Source organism: Buchananella sp. 103232 (genome assembly GCF_058725725.1).
This window is the reverse complement of the sequence record NZ_JBZXJM010000027.1, coordinates 1-19,211: the sequence shown is the minus strand read 5'-3', so window position 1 is coordinate 19,211 and position 19,211 is coordinate 1. Positions and strand designations below refer to the sequence as shown.

General features: G+C 67.5%; 17 protein-coding genes. 13 read left to right on the top strand and 4 right to left on the bottom strand.

Annotation, left to right across the window (positions count from 1 at the left end; all coding sequences use genetic code 11):
• Positions 1–390: 390 nt before the first annotated feature.
• Together AC4PWQ_RS04390 and AC4PWQ_RS04385 are read right to left on the bottom strand one after the other, a co-directional pair.
• Complete coding sequence (locus AC4PWQ_RS04390; RefSeq protein ID WP_492089856.1) at positions 391–750, bottom strand: hypothetical protein; 360 nt, start codon at positions 748–750, stop codon at positions 391–393.
• A gap of 82 nt (positions 751–832) precedes the next feature.
• Positions 833–1,132: a WXG100 family type VII secretion target gene (locus tag AC4PWQ_RS04385; protein ID WP_371151903.1), complete on the bottom strand. Its 300-nt coding sequence runs from the start codon at positions 1,130–1,132 to the stop codon at positions 833–835.
• Positions 1,133–1,408: 276 nt separating this feature from the next.
• On the opposite strand from AC4PWQ_RS04385, the gene AC4PWQ_RS04380 reads away from it, so the two are divergent.
• Together AC4PWQ_RS04380 and AC4PWQ_RS04375 are read left to right on the top strand one after the other, a co-directional pair.
• Positions 1,409–3,040 (top strand): alpha/beta hydrolase, encoded by a 1,632-nt coding sequence (locus AC4PWQ_RS04380; protein WP_492089855.1) that lies wholly within the window; start codon positions 1,409–1,411, stop codon positions 3,038–3,040.
• 14 nt (positions 3,041–3,054) lie between these two features.
• The gene (locus AC4PWQ_RS04375) at positions 3,055–3,747 is read left to right on the top strand and encodes an endonuclease III domain-containing protein (RefSeq protein WP_371151905.1); all 693 of its coding nucleotides are present in this window, start codon (positions 3,055–3,057) and stop codon (positions 3,745–3,747) included.
• Positions 3,748–3,883: 136 nt separating this feature from the next.
• Here the strand turns inward: AC4PWQ_RS04375 and AC4PWQ_RS04370 are convergent, their stop codons facing one another.
• Positions 3,884–4,492 (bottom strand): GNAT family N-acetyltransferase, encoded by a 609-nt coding sequence (locus AC4PWQ_RS04370; protein ID WP_371151906.1) that lies wholly within the window; start codon positions 4,490–4,492, stop codon positions 3,884–3,886.
• A gap of 221 nt (positions 4,493–4,713) precedes the next feature.
• On the opposite strand from AC4PWQ_RS04370, the gene dapA reads away from it, so the two are divergent.
• The 4 genes from dapA to AC4PWQ_RS04350 all read left to right on the top strand — a co-directional run bounded on the left by dapA (position 4,714) and on the right by AC4PWQ_RS04350 (position 11,357).
• On the top strand, positions 4,714–5,607 hold the full coding sequence (gene dapA, locus AC4PWQ_RS04365) for a 4-hydroxy-tetrahydrodipicolinate synthase (RefSeq protein WP_492089854.1): 894 nt from the start codon (positions 4,714–4,716) through the stop codon (positions 5,605–5,607).
• Between the two features lie 245 nt (positions 5,608–5,852).
• A complete protein-coding gene (locus tag AC4PWQ_RS04360; protein WP_492089858.1) occupies positions 5,853–7,487 on the top strand; it encodes a ribonuclease J in 1,635 nt (544 codons plus the stop codon).
• Between the two features lie 166 nt (positions 7,488–7,653).
• Positions 7,654–8,664: a PfkB family carbohydrate kinase gene (locus AC4PWQ_RS04355; RefSeq protein ID WP_371151908.1), complete on the top strand. Its 1,011-nt coding sequence runs from the start codon at positions 7,654–7,656 to the stop codon at positions 8,662–8,664.
• Between the two features lie 77 nt (positions 8,665–8,741).
• On the top strand, positions 8,742–11,357 hold the full coding sequence (locus AC4PWQ_RS04350; RefSeq protein WP_492089853.1) for a DNA translocase FtsK: 2,616 nt from the start codon (positions 8,742–8,744) through the stop codon (positions 11,355–11,357).
• 20 nt (positions 11,358–11,377) lie between these two features.
• Here the strand turns inward: AC4PWQ_RS04350 and AC4PWQ_RS04345 are convergent, their stop codons facing one another.
• Positions 11,378–12,664, bottom strand: a complete 1,287-nt coding sequence (locus AC4PWQ_RS04345) for a CapA family protein (protein WP_371151910.1) — start codon at positions 12,662–12,664, stop codon at positions 11,378–11,380.
• A 115-nt stretch (positions 12,665–12,779) separates the two neighbouring features.
• On the opposite strand from AC4PWQ_RS04345, the gene pgsA reads away from it, so the two are divergent.
• From pgsA to AC4PWQ_RS04310, 7 genes are all read left to right on the top strand, one after another.
• Positions 12,780–13,364 carry a CDP-diacylglycerol--glycerol-3-phosphate 3-phosphatidyltransferase gene (pgsA, locus tag AC4PWQ_RS04340; RefSeq protein ID WP_492089852.1) on the top strand — a complete coding sequence of 195 codons (585 nt, stop codon included), beginning with the start codon at positions 12,780–12,782 and terminating at the stop codon, positions 13,362–13,364.
• Positions 13,365–13,566: 202 nt separating this feature from the next.
• Entirely contained in the window at positions 13,567–13,929 is a 363-nt protein-coding gene (locus AC4PWQ_RS04335) for a helix-turn-helix domain-containing protein (protein ID WP_492089857.1), read from the top strand.
• A 79-nt stretch (positions 13,930–14,008) separates the two neighbouring features.
• Positions 14,009–14,224, top strand: a complete 216-nt coding sequence (locus tag AC4PWQ_RS04330; RefSeq protein ID WP_371151913.1) for a DUF3046 domain-containing protein — start codon at positions 14,009–14,011, stop codon at positions 14,222–14,224.
• Positions 14,225–14,397: 173 nt separating this feature from the next.
• Entirely contained in the window at positions 14,398–15,879 is a 1,482-nt protein-coding gene (locus tag AC4PWQ_RS04325) for an Eco57I restriction-modification methylase domain-containing protein (RefSeq protein WP_371174289.1), read from the top strand.
• Positions 15,876–16,835, top strand: a complete 960-nt coding sequence (locus AC4PWQ_RS04320; RefSeq protein ID WP_371174288.1) for a BsuBI/PstI family type II restriction endonuclease — start codon at positions 15,876–15,878, stop codon at positions 16,833–16,835. Before AC4PWQ_RS04325 ends, AC4PWQ_RS04320 begins: the two co-directional genes overlap by 4 nt.
• A gap of 35 nt (positions 16,836–16,870) precedes the next feature.
• Positions 16,871–17,074, top strand: coding sequence for a hypothetical protein (locus AC4PWQ_RS04315; RefSeq protein ID WP_492089851.1), 204 nt, complete (start codon positions 16,871–16,873; stop codon positions 17,072–17,074).
• 1,254 nt (positions 17,075–18,328) lie between these two features.
• Positions 18,329–19,211: CE1758 family FMN-dependent luciferase-like monooxygenase (locus tag AC4PWQ_RS04310; RefSeq protein ID WP_492089850.1), on the top strand; the 883-nt coding region annotated here is incomplete at its 3' end.

Here is a 19,211-nt window from a genome sequence, read left to right as displayed (position 1 = left end):
TAGTGCATTAATTGAGGGGTTACCCGAAGCGGTAACCCCTCGAAAGGTTCACTAACCCCTCGAGAGCTGCAGTAAGCCCTCGACAGGTTCACTAACCCCTCAGTCGTTTGCGCACTGCAGCCCCCAGCCACGCCCACCGAGAGCACCCAGGCCACCAACCCAGGCCACGGCGCCTGGCCGCTCGTGGTGCCTGGCCGCTGGCGGTGCCTGTCCGGTCACGCCACATGGTCGCCTGCCACACCTGGCTGCTCCTGGAGCATGGTCGCTCGCGCCGCGTGGTCAGCCACTACGCCTATCCAGTCACGCGGCCTGGATGCCTGCGCCACCGTGCCCGCCTTGGTCGATACGGACCGGGTCGGTGAGGGGCCCGGGGCGGGGTGGGGGTGGTGTTTAGGCGATTGTGGCTGTCGGGTGGGTGCTGGCCCCGCCCCCGGTGGCGCCACCAGCGGCGCCGGCAGAGCCTTGGCCGTTGAGGGTGTCGGCGCCGTCTTGGTCGAACTTGATCCAGGCGTCAGCCACGGCCAGGGAGGCGTCGGAGAAGGCTTTGAGGGCGTCGATGAACTTTTGGCGTTTGTCGTCCCAGTCATGGGCAAAACCGCGCACGGTCTGACTCAAACCCCCATGCCCCACAGCACCGGCAATGGTGTTGGAGTTCGTGTTGGCACCCTCAAACTCCAAAGCGATCGTCTTAGCCGAGGCCCCAATCGTGCCTAGCGCGCCAACATCAACCCTGATGGACTGCAAAACCACCCTCCCTTCGCTTTGAACTAGGCCAGCCCCGGGGACACGAATAACGCGCGTGCCCCCGAGGCTGGCAGAGCCAAACAGTGAATTAGCCGCGCAGGGAAGCACTCATCTGGGTGTCCATGTCCACAACCGCGTTGGCGTACTGGGTCAGGAAGTTACCCAGGGGCTCCATGCTCTCGTTGACCTGCTTCAACCCGGTAGAGAGCTGCTGGAATTGTTCGGAGTAGGCGCCAGAAGCGGCCTGGGTGGTGAAACCAGAACCGATCAGGCCGTTGACGGCGGCCAGGGCTTCTTGGACCTTGCCGTCGATCTCTGCCTTGATGGAGACCAACTGGCTACCAATACGACGCATCTCTTCGGGCGTGTAACCATAGGCGTTAGCCATAACAACCAACCTTCCCTCTCTACTAGAGCACCCACGCTCACTAGCGATAAGAACCCTAACCACACCATCCCCAACCCACAACCAGTTCGGGACACAGCGGTGGACAACCCCGGCCACCGATCGCTGCGGCCCGGCCGTCGGCCAGCAAAGCGACCGCAGCGGGCGCAGGCGGCGCGCACCGGCCACTCGGGCTGCGGTTTAAGGTGCGCCCCAGGTTCGCACCGTAGGCTGTTCCCGGCGGCGCACAACGTGGCCGCGCAACGGCTAGAAACGGAAGTGAACACCTTGGCGAAGAAGACGTGGGTACGCGCGGGCCTGGCCCTGACGGCCGCGACGGCTCTGTTTGGGTTGGGCGCATGCTCGAACACGGGCGCGGGCGGTGAGGCGGCGCCCTCGGAGACGGCGGGCGAAATAGAGATGCCGATGGAGCAGGACGGCCCCCACGCCCCGGCAGACCGCGAGGTGGCCGCCCCTAAGGCGAGCGACAGCGCCGACGGCAAGTCGACGGTGGTGGAGGTGGACCTGGGCAACGTCACCGTCGGGGATTTCAGCGCTCCGCTGCGCGGCCAGGTGGTCCTTCCCAAGCAGGCAGACGCTCCCACGCCGCTGGTAGTAGTCAGCCACTTGCGTGCCCCCAACTGCACCGACGCCACCTTCGCCTATCCGTGCGCGGACGGGGCGCAGGAAAACCGCTACGACCGCGGCATGGTCTACCTGGGTGAGGCGCTGGCCGCACAGGGCTACGCCGTGGTGATCCCGGACCTGGGCGGGGTGTTCGTGGGCGCGGACGTCACCGATCCCTACGACCAGAACCAGATGTGGAAGGACGCGGTCGGGCAGCTGGTGGGCGCCCTGAATGAGGACGCCGCCAAGGAGACGCTAGGCACCGAGCTGGCCGCACCGGTGGACCTGACCCGGGTGGGGCTGGTGCTGCACTCGCGCTCGGGCACGCTGATCGAGCCGGCCATCGAGCTGTTCGGGGAGGGCAACGTCAAGGGCGCTTTCGCCTACGGCCCGGCCTACGACACCTTTGACCTGGCCAGCATCACGCCCGCTCCGGCCGACGTCGCCTACCTGGCCCTGGTGGGGGAGGCGGACGCGGACGTGGGCACGTCGGCCAACCTGTGGGTGGGGCACTACCTGGACAAGGCCCGCACCCAGCCGGCCGCCGTGGTGGCCGTGCCCGGCCTGGGGCACATGTGGGTAAACCGCACCGCCTCTACGGCCGGCACCGATGATCGCATCGGCTGCGACGAGCGCGACTGCCCCGACGCCGCCGAGCACGAGCGCGTCATGACCGAGGTTGCCACCGACTGGTTGGGTGCCACCGTGCGTGGCGCGGAGACGACGCTGCCGGTCAGCGCCGCCCACAAGCTGCCCGCCACCGTTGCCGGCCTGCAGGCGCGCTGGCTGGCCCACACGCCCGGCGCGCTGGTGAGCCTGCAGCCGGGCGACTTCAAGGCGGTCTCCGGGCAGAGTGCCGTCGAGTGCGTGAACCCGGACCCGATGAGCCCGGTCGCGGTAGACAACGCCTGCCCGGCACCGGAGAACGGCGTGGTGCAGATCGTCACCCCGGTGAACTACCTGACCGACGCCAAGGCCGAGCTGGAGGTGGCGGGAGCCAAGGGCGTGGCGTTGCACGTTGCGCCCTCTGGCACCTACGACGGGCCTGGCACCGCGCTGAGGGTGCGTCTGGGTCTCAAGGACGGCAGCGAGTTCGAGTTCGGCGTGGAGGCCACGGACCAGGCGGTGGTCAACCGTGCCTCCGATCTGGACAACGGCGTCTACCTGCTGGGCACCGTGCGTGTGGAGCTGCCGGAGGCAGTGGCGGGCCAGACCATCACGTCGGTTCAGGTCACCTCCGAGCAACACCCGGTGGAGCTGCGCGGGGTGGACTTCTGGAAGTAGGGCCCGCGCCGGCCATGCGGGCGCTGTTCGAGCTGCTTTCCGCCCAGGTGCCGAGCGGGCACTGGTGGCCCGGCCGCACGCGCTTCGAGATCGCCGCCGGGGCCGTGCTCACCCAGAACACGAACTGGGCCAACGCGTCCGCCGCGATCGCGAACCTGGACGCGGCGGGATTACTGACGCCGCAGCGCCTCTTGTTGGCCGACGACGCCCACCTGGCCGCCCTGATCCGCCCGGCCGGATTCTGGAAGGCCAAGACCGGCTATCTGAAGGCGCTGGCGTGCTGGTTCCAGGAGCGCGACCCGGAAGCCCAGCGCCTGGAGGCCGGGCTGCTGCGCCGCGAGCTGCTTGCGGTGCGGGGGATCGGGGAGGAGACGGCCGATGACCTGCTGGTCTACGTCTACGACCGGCCCGTGTTCATCTACGACCTCTACGCCCGCCGCCTGCTGGCCGCCGCAGGATTCGGGCACTACCCCAGCTACGGCGCGGCCAAGCGCGCCCTGGACCCGCTGGTGGCCGAGGCCGGTTTCACCGCAGCGGAGCTGGCGCGCTTCCACGGACTGATCGTGGACGGCGGCAAGCTGGCGCGCGTCCTGGGCGGCTGGGAGGTGGCCTACCCGCTGCTTGCCGCCGGAAGCCTCACGACCGCCGTGGCTGGGGCGGCGGCGCGGGATGGGGCCCAAGCAGCGCGCGCCGAAACTTGTCAATAGGCGCCGAAACTTGTCCTTAGAAGGCCCGCTAAGGACAAGTCTCGCGGGGGTTGGACAAGGCCCGGCGCGTTTGGACAAGGCCCGGCGGGGTTGGACAGGTTTCGGCGGAAGGGAAGCCGCCGGGACGCGCGCGGCCCTAGAGGGTGGTGGCGTAGAGGCGGGCCTTGATGGGGGCGCCTGCGCCGGCGTCCAACTGCACCTCCACCCCGGCCGGTGCAAAGCCGGAGTCGGTGAGCAGCTCGGTGAGCCGCTGGTCCACCGTGGGCACCCAAGCGCGCAGGGCCGTGTGCGACTCATCGCGGCACACATCCGCCAACGCAGCCAGTAAACGTTCGCCGTGGCCTTCCCCGGCCCCGGGCGCCACCACCAGGTAGGCCAGCTCCGCGCTGGCCGAGGCGGCCAGCTCCAGCCCCTGCGGCGTCACCTGCTCCGCCTCCGGCGACTGTACTGGCACGCTCAACACGAACCCCACCGGGGCCTCGTCCTCCACGGCCGCCAACAGGTGGGCGCCGCGCGCGCTCGCCGCGCGCGCCGCGCTCAGGCCCGCCAGGCTGGCCTCCACGGCGGCGCTCGCAGCGGCCGGGGAAGTGGGGGAGGCGGCAGGGGCGTCGTCGGCCAAAACCCAAGGCGCTGCGGTATCGCTGGCCGCGCGTCCCAGCCAGTCCACGTAGGCGGCGTGAAGGCGGGCCAGCGCGGGCAGATCTGAGGCGAGGGCGGGGCGCACGTAGCGCGAGGCGGTTTGCATGGCACCCACCCTAAATGCCTGGGCCGGTGGGCACAGCGCGGGCCGGGGCGAGGACGGTGCGCGAACTGTGGTCGCCCAAATGGTGACCGGCCGGACGGTGAGCGCGCGGCGGGGCGAAAACGCGCGGGCCCTCACCCAGCCCCACACCCCCGTCCGTCCGCCTTTTGAAACAAAGGAATCGGAATGTGGGCAGGTGAGCTCGCTCGCATTAGGGTGCAACTATGAGTGAGCTAAAGCGCGTTTTCGGTTCCGTCATCGTCGCCATGGTTACGCCGTTCCACGCCGACGGCTCGGTGGACATCCCCACCGCTCGCCGCCTAGCTCGCCACCTAGTGGACCAGGGCTGCGATGGCATCGTCCTGAACGGCACCACGGGCGAATCGCCCACCACCCACCAGCCGGAGAAAGACGAACTGGTGGCTGCGGTGGTGGAAGAGGTTGGAAGCGAAGCCTTCATCACCGCCGGCGCCGGCTCCAACGACACGGCCCACGCGGTGCGCATCGCAAAAGGGGCCAAGCGCAGCGGCGCCCACGGCGTGCTGGTGCTGCCGCCCTACTACAACCGCCCCAGCCAGGAGGGCGTCTACCGGCACATGCGCGCCGTCATCGAGGCCGCCGAGCTGCCCGCCATGCTCTACGACATCCCCGGCCGTACCGGCGTGCGCCTGGAGGATGCGACCCTGGACCGCCTGGCCGCCCTGGAGCCCGTCTTGGCGGTAAAGGACGCCACCGGCAACGTGGCCCACGGATTCGATGCGATCGCCCGCACTGGCCTGGAGTTCTACTCCGGCGACGACGGCCTCAACTTCGCCTGGCTGGCCCACGGCGCCGCCGGCGTGGTCTCCGTGGTGGGGCACGTGGCCGCCGCCCAGTACAAGCAGCTTGTTTCCCTGGTGGACTGTGGCGACCTGGCCGGCGCGAGGGCGGTAGCCCGCGACCTACGTGATGTGGTCGCCGCGATCATGGGCACCGGCCAGGGCGCGGTCATGGCCAAACACGCCCTTCACCTGCAGGGCATTTTGCCCACCCCCACCCTGCGTCTGCCCCTGGTGGAGGCGCCGGAGGCCGACGTCGCCCACCTGGCCGACGTCCTACGCGCCCACTCCATGCTCTAGGCCGCCGCGCGCTCCGGCCGCAGCTCGGCTTGGGGTGGGTGGCCGACGTCGCCGGTCAGCGGCGCCGCTAGTACCGGCCGCGTGCGCTGGGAGGGGCGGGAGGCCGACGTCGTCCATGCGGTCGCCGCGACGGCTCGCCGGGTGGCAACCGGCCGGACATGATTAGTGTCCGCCGGGCAATAGGTGGGACAATTGGAGGCGTGACTACCTCTTTGCGTGCCCCGGGACCCCTGCCAGCCAACACCATGCGCATAGTCGCGCTTGGAGGACTCGGCGAGGTGGGCCGCAACATGACCGTGCTGGAGGTGGACGGCAAGCTGCTGGTGGTTGACTGCGGCGTGCTCTTCCCAGAGGAGGCCCAGCCCGGCGTTGACTTGATCCTGCCGGACTTCAGCTACATCGAGGACCGCATGGATGACGTGGTCGGCGTGGTGCTCACCCACGGCCACGAGGACCACATCGGCGCTGTGCCATACCTGCTGAGGTTGCGCGAGGACATCGAGCTGCTGGGCAGCGAGCTCACCCTGGCCTTCGTCACCCCGAAGTTGGACGAGCACAGGGTGTCCCCGCCCAAGCGCGTGGTGGAGGAGGGCGAGCGCGTCAAGCTAGGCCCCTTCGACCTGGAGTTCGTGGCCGTCAACCACTCCATCCCGGACGCCCTGGCCGTCATGGTGCGCACCAGCGCCGCCAGTGCCCTCATCACCGGCGACTTCAAGATGGACCAGCTGCCCCTGGACGGGCGCATCACCGACCTGCGTGCCTTCGCCCGCCTGGGCGAGGAGGGCGTGGACGTGTTCCTGGTGGACTCCACCAACGCCGAGGTGCCCGGATTCACCACCCCGGAGCGGGAGATCGGCCCGGTGCTGGACTCCGTGTTCGCGGCCGCCACCGGCCAGATCGTGGTGGCCTCCTTCGCCTCCCACGTCCACCGCGTGCAGCAGGTGCTGGACGCCGCCCACAAGCACGGCCGCCACGTGGCCCTGATCGGCCGCTCCATGGAGCGCAACATGAACATCGCCGCCGAGCGTGGGTTCCTCACCGTCCCCGACGGCGTGATCAGCGACCTCAAGACCGTCAACGCTCTGCCGCCGCAGCGGCGCGTCTACATGGCCACCGGCAGCCAGGGCGAGCCCATGGCTGCCCTGTCCCGCATCGCCCACGGCACCCACTCCACCGTTGAGGTGGGGCCGGGGGACACCGTCATCTTCGCCTCCTCCCTTATTCCCGGTAACGAGAACTCCGTCTACCGGGTCATCAACGGGCTGACCCGCCTGGGCGCCAAGGTGGTCCACCAGGCCAACGCACGCGTCCACGTCTCCGGGCACGCCAGCTCCGGCGAACTGCTCTACTGCTACAACATCGTCCAGCCCAAGAACGTCATGCCCATCCACGGCGAGATCCGCCACCTGGTGGCCAACGGCGCGCTCGCGGTCAAGACCGGCATCCCCGCCGCCAACGTGATGCTGGCCGAGGACGGTGTGGTGGTGGACGTCTCCGGCGGCAAGGCGCGCATCGCCGGCCAGGTGCCGTGCGGGCACGTCTACGTGGACGGCTCGAGCGTGGGCGAGATCAGCGAAGCGGAGCTGATGGACCGGCGCATCTTGTCCCAGGAGGGCTTCGTGTCAGTGTTTGCGGCCGTGGACTTCTCTAGCGGCACCGTGCTCTCCGGCCCCCACATCCAGGCCCGCGGCATGGCGGAGGACGACTCCGCCTTCGACCCGATCCTGCCGGAGCTGGACCGTGCCCTGCGCGAGGCGGTCTCCTCGCGCGGCGCAGAGGTGTACCACGCCCAGCAGGCACTGCGGCGGGTTTTGGGACGCTTTGTCAGCAGGGAGCTGCGCCGCCGCCCAATGATCGTGCCATTCGTGGTGGAGGCTTGATCATCCGCCGCAGTTTTCGCTCATCAATGTGATAGAAAATGAGAGTCGCTGCTGATCGAACCTCGCGGTACCGGTCACAGTGCCCAAGAGGTATTGGTCAAGCCAATGTTGCCTTGCGATACTTCTGGCGTGCGTTCCCGCGCATAACTGCTTTTGAGGAGAAGAAATGCCGGTGCAAGCCCAGCCTTCTGACATAGGCCAGGCTCCCCTGCCGCGCGCGTTATTTTCCCCGCGCTTCATCTCTACCGGGTCCGTGGTCATCGACCTGCCGATGTGGGTGGACCACCTGCCCGAACGCGGCGCCGACGTGCTGGCCACCTCGCCCGGCACGGTGGTGGGAGGCGGCTTCAACGTCGTCTCCGCCGCCGCCCGGCAGGGCGTGTCCGTCTCGCTGGCCTCCCCGCTGGGCACAGGCCCCAACTCCGCGCAGGTGCGCGTGGCCCTGGCGCAGGAGGGCATCAGCACCCTCTTTGACGACATGGTGGGGGACACGGGCCAGTGCATCGCGCTGGTGGAGTCCACCGGCGAGCGCACCTTCATCACCACCCTGGGGGTGGAGGCCGAGCCCCAGCGGGAGGACCTGGACGCGCTGCGGCTCTTTGCGGGCGACTACCTGTACGTCTCCGGCTACGACCTGGCCTACGCCTCCTCCGCCCCCGTGCTGGCCCCCTGGCTGGAGACCCTGCCCGAGGGCGTGGTGCTGGTGATAGACACCGGCCCGATCGTGGACGAGATCGACCCGGAGCTGCTGCGCCAGGTGCTGTGCCGCGTGGACGTGCTGACCATGAACCGGCGCGAGGCCGTGCTGCTGCAGGAGCGCTTTGGCATGTCCGACTGGAGCGAGCTGAGCACCCTGATCCGGCCCGGTCGCCTGCTGGTGCGCCGCACCGGCGAGTTCGGCTGCGAGGTGCTGCAAAACGGCTGCGTGGACGTCACCACGGTGCCGGCCTACCCGATCGCGCACGCCGTGGACACCACGGGTGCGGGGGACGCGCACACCGGCGTGCTGGTGGCCTCCCTGATGGACGGGATGGACGTGCTTAGCGCCGCCGAGCGGGCCAACGTGGCTGCGGCGATCACCTGCCAGCGCCAGGGGCCGGCCACGTGCCCCACCCGCGATGAGATCGACCACACGATGGTGGCCTACAAGGAGATGCTGCGGGAACGCGCCTGCTGAGCGGGCCGCGCGGGCTTGCCCCCACGCGGCCCGGCCTCCCGGTCCCGGCGGGCCGTGCAGGATAGGTTGGGTCCACTATGAGTGCTGTGCGAAAGCCCAACAAGGTCACCTCCCAGAAGAAGTCAGCCGACCCGGTCCCGCCGCCCCGCCGCAACCTGCTGGTGCGCATGTGGGGCGGATTCACCGGCGCCTTCGGTTCAGTAGTGCGCGCCATCGGGCGCGGCGAGGCGGCCGACCCCGCGCTGCGCCGCGACGGCATCGCCTTCATCCTGCTGGCCCTGGCCATCGTGATCGGCCTGCGCGAGTGGTTCCAGCTCTCCGGCATCCTCGGGGTGGCCCTGCACCACGTGGCCGCCGGCGCGGTTGGCCTGTACGCGGTGCTGCTGCCGCTGCTGCTGGGCTTTGGGGCGCTGCGCATGATGCTGCGCCCGTCGGCGACTTCCCTGCTGGCCCCCACCCTGGGCGGGATCGGGATGGCCGCCGGGGTCACCGGCATCACGCACATCGCCGTGGGCTCGCCCACCACCCTGGCCGGTTGGGAGGCGGCCGGGGGCCTGCTGGGCTTCGTGTTCGGTCACGCCCTGGGCCTGCTGCTCTCGAACTGGGCGGCCGTGCCGGTGCTGATCCTGCTGACCGTCTACGGCCTGCTGCTGGCCACCTCCACCCCGGTGGCCCAGATCCCCGCCCGCCTGCGCGCCGCCTACGCCGCCGTGACCGGTCGTGGCCAGGTGGACGACGCTGCAGACCCGGCCGCCCTGCCGCCCAACACCGTGCCCTATGACACCGCAGTCGTGACGGAGGAGGCCCGCGAGTCGTTCTTTGACAAGATGAAGCGGGGAGGTAAGCCGAAGGGCCCGGCCCCCGAGGTCGAGCAGGCCGGCCCTGAGGGCGACTGGGAAGACGGCACGGCCGGCCAGGACGTCGGCCCCACCGAGGTAATGGGCGCCGGCCTGCCCACCCAGCAGCTCGCCTCGGCGCGGGCGGCCGCGAAGGGACGCCCCACCCGCCAGAGCCCCCGGGAGAACGACCAGCTGCCCACGGAGCCGATCAGCCTGGTGGGGCGGCAGGAGAAGCAGGAGCAGCTGCCCCTGGCCTCCCTGCCCGGCGGCGAGGTGGAGCTCGCGGAAAACCCGGGGGTCACCTACAGCCTGCCGGCCGACGACCTGCTCAAGCGCGGCACCCCGCACCAGGAGCGCACCGCCACCAACGATCAGGTGGTGGACGCCCTCACCCAGGTGCTGGAGCAGTTCAACGTAGACGCGCAGGTAACCGGCTTCTCCCGCGGCCCGACCGTGACGCGCTACGAGCTCCAGGTGGGCCCGGGCGTGAAGGTGGAACGAATCACCGCCCTGTCCAAGAACATCGCCTACGCCGTGGCCTCCCCGGACGTGCGCATCCTGTCCCCGATCCCGGGCAAGTCCGCCATCGGTGTGGAGATCCCCAACACCGACCGCGAGACCGTGGCGCTGGGCGACGTGCTGCGCTCCTCCATCGCGCTCGGCAACGACCACCCGCTGCTGGTGGGCGTCGGCAAGGACGTCGAGGGCGGCTTCGTGGTGGCCAACATGGCCAAGATGCCCCACCTGCTCGTGGCCGGCTCCACCGGCTCCGGTAAGTCCAGCTTCGTCAACTCCATGATCATCTCGGTGCTGATGCGCTCCACCCCGGAGGAGGTGCGCCTGATCCTGGTGGACCCCAAGCGCGTGGAGCTGACCGCGTACGAGGGCATCCCGCACCTGATCACCCCGATCATCACCGACGCCAAGAAGGCCGCCGAGGCCCTGGAGTGGGTGGTCAAGGAGATGGACTCGCGCTACCAGGACCTGCAGGTGTTCGGCTTCAGGCACGTCGACCAGCTCAACGAGGCGATCCGCTCCGGCTCCCTGACCGCCCCGCCGGGCAGCGAGCGCGTGCTGACGCCCTACCCCTACATCCTGGTGGTGGTCGACGAGATGGCCGACCTGATGATGGTGGCGCCGCGCGACGTGGAGGCCTCCATCCAGCGCATCACCCAGCTGGCGCGCGCCGCCGGCATCCACCTGGTGCTGGCCACCCAGCGCCCCTCCGTGGACGTCATCACCGGCCTGATCAAGGCCAACGTGCCCGCCCGCCTGGCCTTCGCCACCACCTCGCTGGCCGACTCCCGCGTCATCCTGGACTCCCCGGGCGCGGAGAAGCTGATCGGTCAGGGCGACGCCCTGTTCCAGCCCGCCAACGCCTCCAAGCCGATGCGCGTGCAGGGCGCCTGGGTGGGGGAGGACGAGATCGCCTCCGTGGTGGAGCACGTCAAGCAGCAGCTGCGCCCCAAGTACGTGGAGAACGTGATCGCGCCCGCCGCGCAGAAAAAGATCGAGGAGGAGGTGGGCGACGACCTGGACCTGATGCTGCAGGCCGCCGAGCTCATCATCTCCTCCCAGTTCGGCTCCACCTCCATGCTGCAGCGCAAGCTGCGGGTGGGATTTGCCAAGGCCGGTCGCCTCATGGACCTGCTGGAGTCGCGCGGCGTGGTGGGCCCCTCCGAGGGTGCTAAGGCCCGCGCCGTGCTGGTACCGGTGGACGACCTGCAGCCCACCCTGGCCCGCCTGCGCGGGCAGAGCGTGCCCGCCCCGAGCTTCGAGGACGCCTGGGCGTACGCCGAGGAGGACGAGGGCGAGGAGAGCGAGGACGCCTGGGGCCTGACCGGGCGGGAGTAGCCCCCGCCGCCCACGCTCGCTCAGCGCGGGCGCGGCAGCGGCGTTGGGGCCGGCCCAGTGGGGGTGTAGGGCTCGGTGCGCAGCAGCGCGTCACCGCCCATGACCTCCAGCAGCCCCTCCCAGCGGGCCTGAATCTGCCCCTCGGAGAGGGTCAGGCCCTCCGGGCGTTCCCCGGCGGCCAGCTGCGGCAGCGGGTGCACGCGGTGACCGCCGTCGGTGTCGGTGGTGTGCGCCGTCCAGGTCATGTTGGTCTGGGCCGGGCCGCCGCCGGCGGGCAGCGTCACCTCCAGCACCGGGAAGAGCCCGACGGGGGAGAGCGGCGCGCAGCACTCCGGGGTCTGGTTGGAGATGTAGTTGCCGCTGCCGTAGGAGATCCAGGTGTTACCCACCTTCTCGATGGGTTGGGGCACGTGCACGTGGTTGCCGAAGATCGCGTCGAACTGCCCGGTCTCGGCCAAGGCCTGGGCCTCCGCGCGCTGCTCCGGGGTGGGTTCGCTGACGTACTCGGCGCCCCACTGGATCTGCAGCACCACCACGTCGGCGCCGGCGGCGCGGGCCGCGCGGGCCCGCTCCGCCATGGTGGCCGTGTCGTTGAGCACCACGGACCACGGCGCCTGCTCCGGCAGGGGGATGCCGTTGGTGCCGTAGGTGGAGGAGAACTGGGCGACCGTGACGGTGCGCCCGCCGCGCTCCAGCTGGTAGAGCTGGGGCGCGGCGGCCTCGGCCTCGCTGCGCCCGGTGCCGGCGGCACCGAGCCCGGCGGCGTCCGTGGCGTCCAGGGTGGTGACCACCCCTTCCCAGCCCCGGTCCAGGGAGTGGTTGGAGGCCGTGGCGCACCCGTCCCACCCGGCGCTCTTCAGGCTCGGGATCACGTCGGGGTCCATGCCGAACATGGGGTAGCCGCTCACCTCCCAGCCGGGCGGGCTCTGCGGCACCTCCAGCCCGCACAGCGCCAGGTCCACCCCGGCCGTCCACGCCGCGAAGGGGGCCATGATGCCGCTGAGGTCGCCGTCTGGGGCGCTGTCGTAGACCGGCATGTGGGTGAGCACGTCCCCGGCGTAGCCGATCGTGAAGCTCACGCTCTGCGCGGTTGGTGAGGGGGCGGTACTGGTGGCGGCGGCGGGGGCGGGCGTCGTCGTCCCCTGAGCGGCGGAGGAGGGGGCCGCAGTGCTGGGCGCCGCGCTAGGGGGCAGCGGCCCCTCGCCCAGCATTCCCTGCAGGGCGAAGGTCAGGCCGGTGCCGATCGCTAGTCCTGCCACGACGCCGATGGCGATGGTCTGCGCGAGCCGGCCGCGAGAGCTGGTCATTGATCCTCCTTATCGGGGGCGTACAGGGCAACCGTAGGCGTTCGCCCCTCGCTTTGGTGGCGCGCCCCACCGTGGAGTGGTAATCCGGTGTGTGGCGGCGCGCTATCGTGGCTGCATGACTTCCCGCCCAGTTTCAATGTGGAACCCCGCCAACCTGATGACGATGGCCAGGCTGGTGATGGTGCCGGTGTTCGTGTGGCTGTTCCTGGTGGGCACGACGCAGGCGCGCTGGTGGGCGGTGGCGGTGTTCGTGGTGGCCGCTTTCACCGACATGGCGGATGGCTACCTGGCGCGCCGCTACAACTGGATCACCAACTTCGGCAAGCTGGCGGACCCGATCGCGGACAAGGCGCTGGTGATCGGCGCCCTGGTGCTGCTGACGTGGGAGGGCAGCCTGTGGTGGTGGGTGGCCCCGGTGATCATCGTGCGGGAGCTGGGGATCACGTTGATGCGCCTGTTCCTGGCGAGGGTGGAGGTGATCGCCGCCTCCTGGATGGGCAAGCTCAAGACGGTCTGTCAGCTGGGTTTCATCACCTTCCTGCTGGTGCCGTGGTCTACGTTCGCCGCGCCCGGCGTGGTGGTGGGGATGGCGTGGTTGACGCGCGCTCTGATCGTAGTGGCGGTGGCGCTGACCCTGTGGAGCGGCGGGCAGTACGTGGTGGCCGCCGTGCGGTCTGCGCGCGGGCGCCGCACTGCGTGAACGGGCCGGTTTTCGCCCGGTCGGGGCGGGGTGGCCGACGTCGCAGCGGGACCTCGCGGAGGGCGGTGGCCGCAGCGCGCGCCTGTGGGTATTCAGCCAACACTCATATAACGTCGGTAAGGTTGGACTCATGAACACGAACAGTGCTCCGATGTCCTCTGGCTCCAGCAACGTTCAGCGCCGTCTGACGGGACGGACGCCGATGGCTGCCCCTGCGGCGGCAAGGTACGGTAGGCCTGTGAATCAGACTTCAGCTTCGGCGGCCGTGACCCCGATCCTTCGCAGCGAGATCGGCGACGTGCTGCGCGATCTGCGCCTGAAGCAGGGCCGGACCCTGCGGGAGGTTTCTGCGGACGCGCGCGTGTCGCTGGGCTACCTCAGCGAGGTGGAGCGCGGGCAGAAGGAGGCTTCCTCCGAGCTGCTCGGCGCGATCTGCGTGGCGCTGGGGGTGCCGCTGTCCCTGCTGCTGCGCGAGGTGAGCGACCGGATCGCCGCGATCGAGGGCGTGCAGGTTCCTGACACCGTGCCGGATGCATTCATGCCTGAGGTTGCTCGTTTCAGCTGAGCTTGAGCGGGCGACGCGCCTGCGGGCCACGAGATAGTCTCGTGGCCCGCAGGCTTTTGTTTTGGGAAAGGGCGGGGTTTTGAAGCAGAGCGAGTTCCGGGCGGCGTTGGCGCTGACTTTCGGGGACGTGCTGGGGCCCTCTTACGCCCAGGACGTGCACCTGCCGGGCTTTGGGGCCACGGCGGCGCAGGCGTTGGAGGCGGGGGCGGAGCCGCTGGAGGTGTGGCACGCCCTGTGTGACGCGCTAGAGCGGCCCGACGCGAAGTGGGCCCACCGGGGCAGGGCCCGCAAGTGACAGCAGACAAGCCCCGCCGGCCCGACGGTGGTGACAATGGATGTGTTCTGCGTGAACCTGCTAACAGCGTCGCGGTTGTAGCGAGGCAATGCCTGAACGGGCGCGGGCAGCCGGGCTGCCGGAGGTCCGAGAGCTGAACTTGAGTTGTTAGTGCCGCTAGATACGATTGATGAATGTTCGTCAGTGACGTCTTAGATGTAGCTGAGCGTGAGCGGGCAGCGGCCCTCGCACGCATCGATTCAACTACGCAGGGGGCCTTGGGACAGTTCTTCACCCCGGTTTCCGCCGCCCAGTTGATCGCTGGCTTCCCCGCCTTACCTATCACAGGACATCTCCGGCTGTTAGACCCAGGCGCGGGCTCTGGTGCTCTCACAGCCGCGTTTGTGCACCGTGTCCTAGTTGAGCGTCCCGATGTAACCGTTGAAGTGGTCGCCATCGAGCGAGATCCGTGCGTGATTCCCCACCTTCGTGCCACGATGGCGGCCTGCGAACAAGCCTCGGCTGGAAGAGTGCAAACAACCGTACTCAAGGCAGACTTCATTTTGGATTCAACAGGCATCGCTCCAAAAATAGACATAGACGGTACGTTCGACTTGGTAATACAAAACCCGCCATATGGCAAGCTTGCGGCAAAAAGTAGTCATAGGCTTGCGTTGAAGCAAAGCGGCGTGGATGTTCCCAATCTATATGCGGCATTCCTCGTAATCGGCATAGCTGCGTTGAAGCAAGGTGGACAGCTTGTTGCGATCACGCCAAGGTCCTTTTTCAATGGTCCGTACTTTGAGGCATTCCGGCGCCATTTTCTAGAGCATGTTGCCCTGGAGCGTATTCACGTTTTTGATTCTAGGTCATCTGTCTTCTCGGACACAGGGGTTTTGCAAGAAAACGTGGTCTTCGTAGCGAGGCGGGGTGGGGACGCGTCCAACGTGCAGTTGTCTGCAAGTAAGGACCATCTGGGAGAAATTGAGTCTAAGACCGTCCCCTACACGTCTGTAGTTATGCCGAGTGACACCCATCGATTCATCAGGATTGCTGCAGAGAACTCAGACAACGCCGCAGTTGCAACGGTTCTCTCACAGCCGTGCGTGCTCAGCGACTTAGGTGTGCAGGTGTCGACTGGGCGAGTCGTAGACTATCGATCCAGACAGGCGCTGAGTACCGTTGAGCGGTCGGGGGCAGTTCCTCTTTTGTATCCTGGCAATCTCAAGTCCGGTGGCGTCTCGTGGCCCAGTGACATTCGCAAGCCGCAGTGGTTTGTTCCTGTTGGTGCGAAAGAGCGCGCAATGCTTTTCCCTGCTGGGTGGTATGTCTTGGTCAAAAGGTTTAGCTCAAAGGAAGAGAAGCGGCGCATTGTGGCATCAGTTCTCTCTCCGGATGACTTTCCTGGAGAAATCGCTTTTGAAAATCATCTCAATGTTCTTCATTGTGGCGGTGCTGGGTTGACAAAAGACCTAGCCCTGGGGATCTGTGCGTGGCTAAACTCCGCCACCATCGACAAGTTCTTTAGAACTTTTTCTGGGCATACCCAGGTTAATGCTACAGATTTGAGATGTTTGCGTTTTCCCGGCAGGGAAGACCTGCTTGCGATGGGGTGCATGCCCGAAGAAGTCGAAGGGAGCGAGCGCAACTTAGAGGGTGGGGTGAAGGTTGCATGAATCAGTTGTCCGGTCAGGCGTACGACCTTGTGGAGGATGCTCGACATATTCTAGAGCTACTAGGCATGGATAGAGAACGCAGCAATGAACGTTCTGCGTTGGTGCTCCTCGCGCTGTCAAATCTCTCGCCCGGCATGTCCTGGGCCGAGGTAGAAAGTCCCCTCTTAGGTACTCGCGCCATCATGGACTTCATGCGCGATAAATTTGCTAGGGAGTACGCCCCCAATACTCGAGAAACTGTGCGCCGATTCACGCTTCATCAGTTTGTGGAAGCTGGAATTGTTGTGCAGAATGTGGATGATCCGCAGCGTCCAGTGAACTCTCCTTATTGGAACTACAGTCTGTCCATGCCAGTAAGAACCCTGTTGGCAAGCTACGGTAGCGATGCTTGGCAGAGTCGCCTTCGGGACTATCTTGTTGAGCGGCCTGGGCTGATAGCGCTTTATGCCGCCGAGCGAGAGATGGAAAAGATCCCCGTCGCGCTTCCGGATGGAGATTTAGTTGCTCTATCGCCTGGTGGGCAGAACGAACTTATTAGGTCAATGGTGGAAGAGTTCTGTCCTCGCTATGCCCCGGGAGGTGTGGTGCTATATGTTGGGGATGCGGACAGTAAGTGGGCTATATTCGCGCAGAATGATCTTAAAGCTCTAGGTGTTGACATTGACCGGCACGGCAAGATGCCCGATCTAGTTGTGTATCTCCCGGATAGAGGGTGGCTTCTTTTGATGGAGGCTGTGATATCTCATGGCCCCGTCGATGCAAAGCGAAAGCGGGAACTGGAAGAACTTTTTGTCAACGCGGCAGCTGGCCTTGTTTTTGTGTCGTGTTTTCCAAGCCGTGCGGTGTACCGGCGTTACGCCGATAAGATTGCGTGGGAATCTGAGGTTTGGTTCGCCGATGAGCCAACTCACATGTTGCACTTCAATGGAGAGCGGTTTCTTGGTCCCTACGACTGATTTTCCGGCTCCTTACAGGTGAGGGTGTTGCTGGGGTGAGGGTGGTCTTCGCGCGTGGTAGCCGCTCCGTTGCCTCCGTGGTGCCTGTGCTGTTGGGATCGCTGGTGGCTCGGTCCTGGGGCTGTCTTGGGGCGCCGTCCTGGTGGAGCGGTGGCGGTGTTGAGTGGGAGCGGGAGCAGCGCCAGTACACGGGCCAGGTGGTGGACGGCATGCGCGAGCGCCTACTCGGCAGCACGTAGGGACGCGGGCTGCGGGCTCCTGGCCGGCGGGAGCGTGCCGTGGGCTCTTGGCCGGCGCGTGCCGGGCAGGTGGAAGCGGACCGTGCCGGTGGTCGTTGCGCAAACGGTTGCGCCTTTATGGTTCCTGTTTGGCCCTTGTTGTAGCGCTTGTGGCTTTATGGCACCTCTTGTAGCGCTACGGGGCCGGTTAACGCCTCAATAGGTTGCACAAAGGCGCAAGAGGAACAACAAGGGCCCAAGAGCTGCAACAAAGGCTCAACCGCTTGTGCAAGCCCCGGGCCGCAAGCCACCCGCCGCCCCGCGACGGATGAGACCAAAGCGATCAGGCGCGGCGCGCGCGATCGGCCCGCCCAACACCAACGAGCCCCGCAGAGTTCGCCACTGACACGCGGAAGAAGAGGACCGGTGTCGCGAGGCTCGTGTGGCGTTTCCCTGTAGAGAGGCAAGGAAGCGGATCGGGCGGGCTAAGGTTCCTCGCGCGGGGTGAGGTTTCCCGCGCACGCGCCGAATGCCGCCGGCCTGGCTGAGGCTTTCGGGGCAGAACCCGCAGTCCCCGCCTGCGCTCCCCGGGGCCAGACAGGTAACCAGCCGGGCAGGGGCAACGCTGAAGTGTCCCCGCCTGCGCTCCCCGGGGCCAGAGCTGTCCAGTCCGTTGATAGCGCGGAACTCCTCCCCCGCCTCCGCTCCCCAGGGCCAGTGGCATGCGCGCGGAGGCGACATTCACCCCCGGCCCCGGCCCGCTACCGTCCACTGGCCAGAGGTGTGCGCGAGCGCGACCGACTCACCCCTGCCTCGCAAATGTTGCAACGGGGTACATACGACCGCACGCTTGTGCGCTCGGGGGCAATGCGCCAGCGCCCACCACCGCCCCCACCTCCACCTGTGAAGAGCCGGAAATGCTGGGCTCGATAGTGGCTTGGGAATCTTCTCGGTATCCAGCGCGGAGTGGTTGGTGTGCGGCATTACAGGCTGAGCGCATGGGGGATAGGCGCACGCGTCTGGCTGGTTTTGGGGTCGGCCCACGAAGTGCAACTCTGTGGTCGCCATCGGTGGCGGATGGGGAGGTAATTTGGCCCCGAGGTATGTTTGTGCCCGTCCGGTGATCAACTCGACCAGCGGGGGCGGAGCCGCTGGAGGTGTGGCACGCCCTGTGTGACGCGCTGGAGCGGCCCGACGCGAAGTGGGCCCACCGGGGCGCGGTCAACAGGCGCCGCTAGGGCGGGGGAGGCTACCCCTTGCGTCGATAGTTCAAATTTGAAATACTGTCGGCAGTTCAACTCCCGTCCCGACCTGGAGGTCGCCATGAACATGCAATTCGGCGTTATGTCCGTAGGGGACCTGACCGTGGATCCCACCACCGGCGTGGCCCCCACCGAGCACGACCGCCTCAAGGCGCTGGTGCGCATCGCCGTCCACGCAGAGGAGGTGGGGCTGGACGTCTTTGCCCAGGGCGAGCACCACAACCCGCCCTTCATGGTCTCCTCGCCCACCACCTCCCTGGGATTCATCGCCGCCCAGACCAAGCGCATCGTGCTGTCTACCTCCACCACCCTGATCACCACCAACGACCCGGTGAAGATCGCGGAGGACTACGCCACCCTGCAGCACCTGGCTGACGGGCGCGTGGACCTGATGCTCGGGCGCGGCAACACCGGGCCCGTCTACCCCTGGTTCGGCCAGGACATCCGCAACGGCATCCAGCTGGCGGTAGAGAACTACGCGCTGCTGCGGCGCCTGTGGGACGAGGACGTGGTGGACTGGGAGGGGCGCTTCAGGACCCCGCTGCACGGCTTCACCGCCACGCCCCGGCCGCTGGACGGAGTAGCGCCCTTCGTGTGGCACGGCTCCATCCGCAGCCCGGAGATCGCGGAGCAGGCCGCCTACTACGGGGACGGCTTCTTCCACAACAACATCTTCTGGCCCGCCCACCACACCGCGCGCATGGTGGAGCTCTACCGCACCCGCTTCGCCCACTACGGGCACGGCACCAAGGAGCAGGCAATCGTCGGGCTGGGCGGCCAGGTGTTCATGGCCCGCCGCTCCCAGGACGCCGTGCGCCAGTTCCGCCCCTACTTCGACAACGCCCCGGTGAAGCGGCGCACGAAAAACGTCTATGGGTCCCAAGAGACTCGTTGTC